At 31.5% G+C, this 302-nt stretch carries 1 pseudogene; it reads right to left on the minus strand.

The window, feature by feature from the left end:
• A pseudogene (locus LDP10_RS03400) lies at positions 1 to 302 on the minus strand (3-phosphoshikimate 1-carboxyvinyltransferase); the annotation flags it as partial.

The following is a 302-nucleotide window of genomic DNA, read 5'->3' on the forward strand; positions in this document are numbered from 1 at the left end:
TAATCTTTGCCTTCTATAACTTCTGCACCTATTTTCCTTAATTCAGTAGACATCGCAGCTAATCTATCGGTTTCCTTAACTCTCCAGTTGTAAACATTACGAATAGTAGTTGTACCTTTAGCAAAAAGTGCAACAATAGCTATTGTCATTGCTGAATCGGGAATATGATTCATATCTAAATTAACGGCATATAAAGTGTTTCTAGTACATGAAATAAATTCATCTCCCCAATTAATAATTGCTCCCATATTTTTTAATACATTAGCAAAATTAATATCTCCTTGTATACTTTTTGATCCGAT

Source organism: Buchnera aphidicola (Pemphigus obesinymphae), assembly GCF_026122815.1.
Taxonomy (GTDB): Bacteria; Pseudomonadota; Gammaproteobacteria; order Enterobacterales; family Enterobacteriaceae; genus Buchnera_C; species Buchnera_C aphidicola_BJ.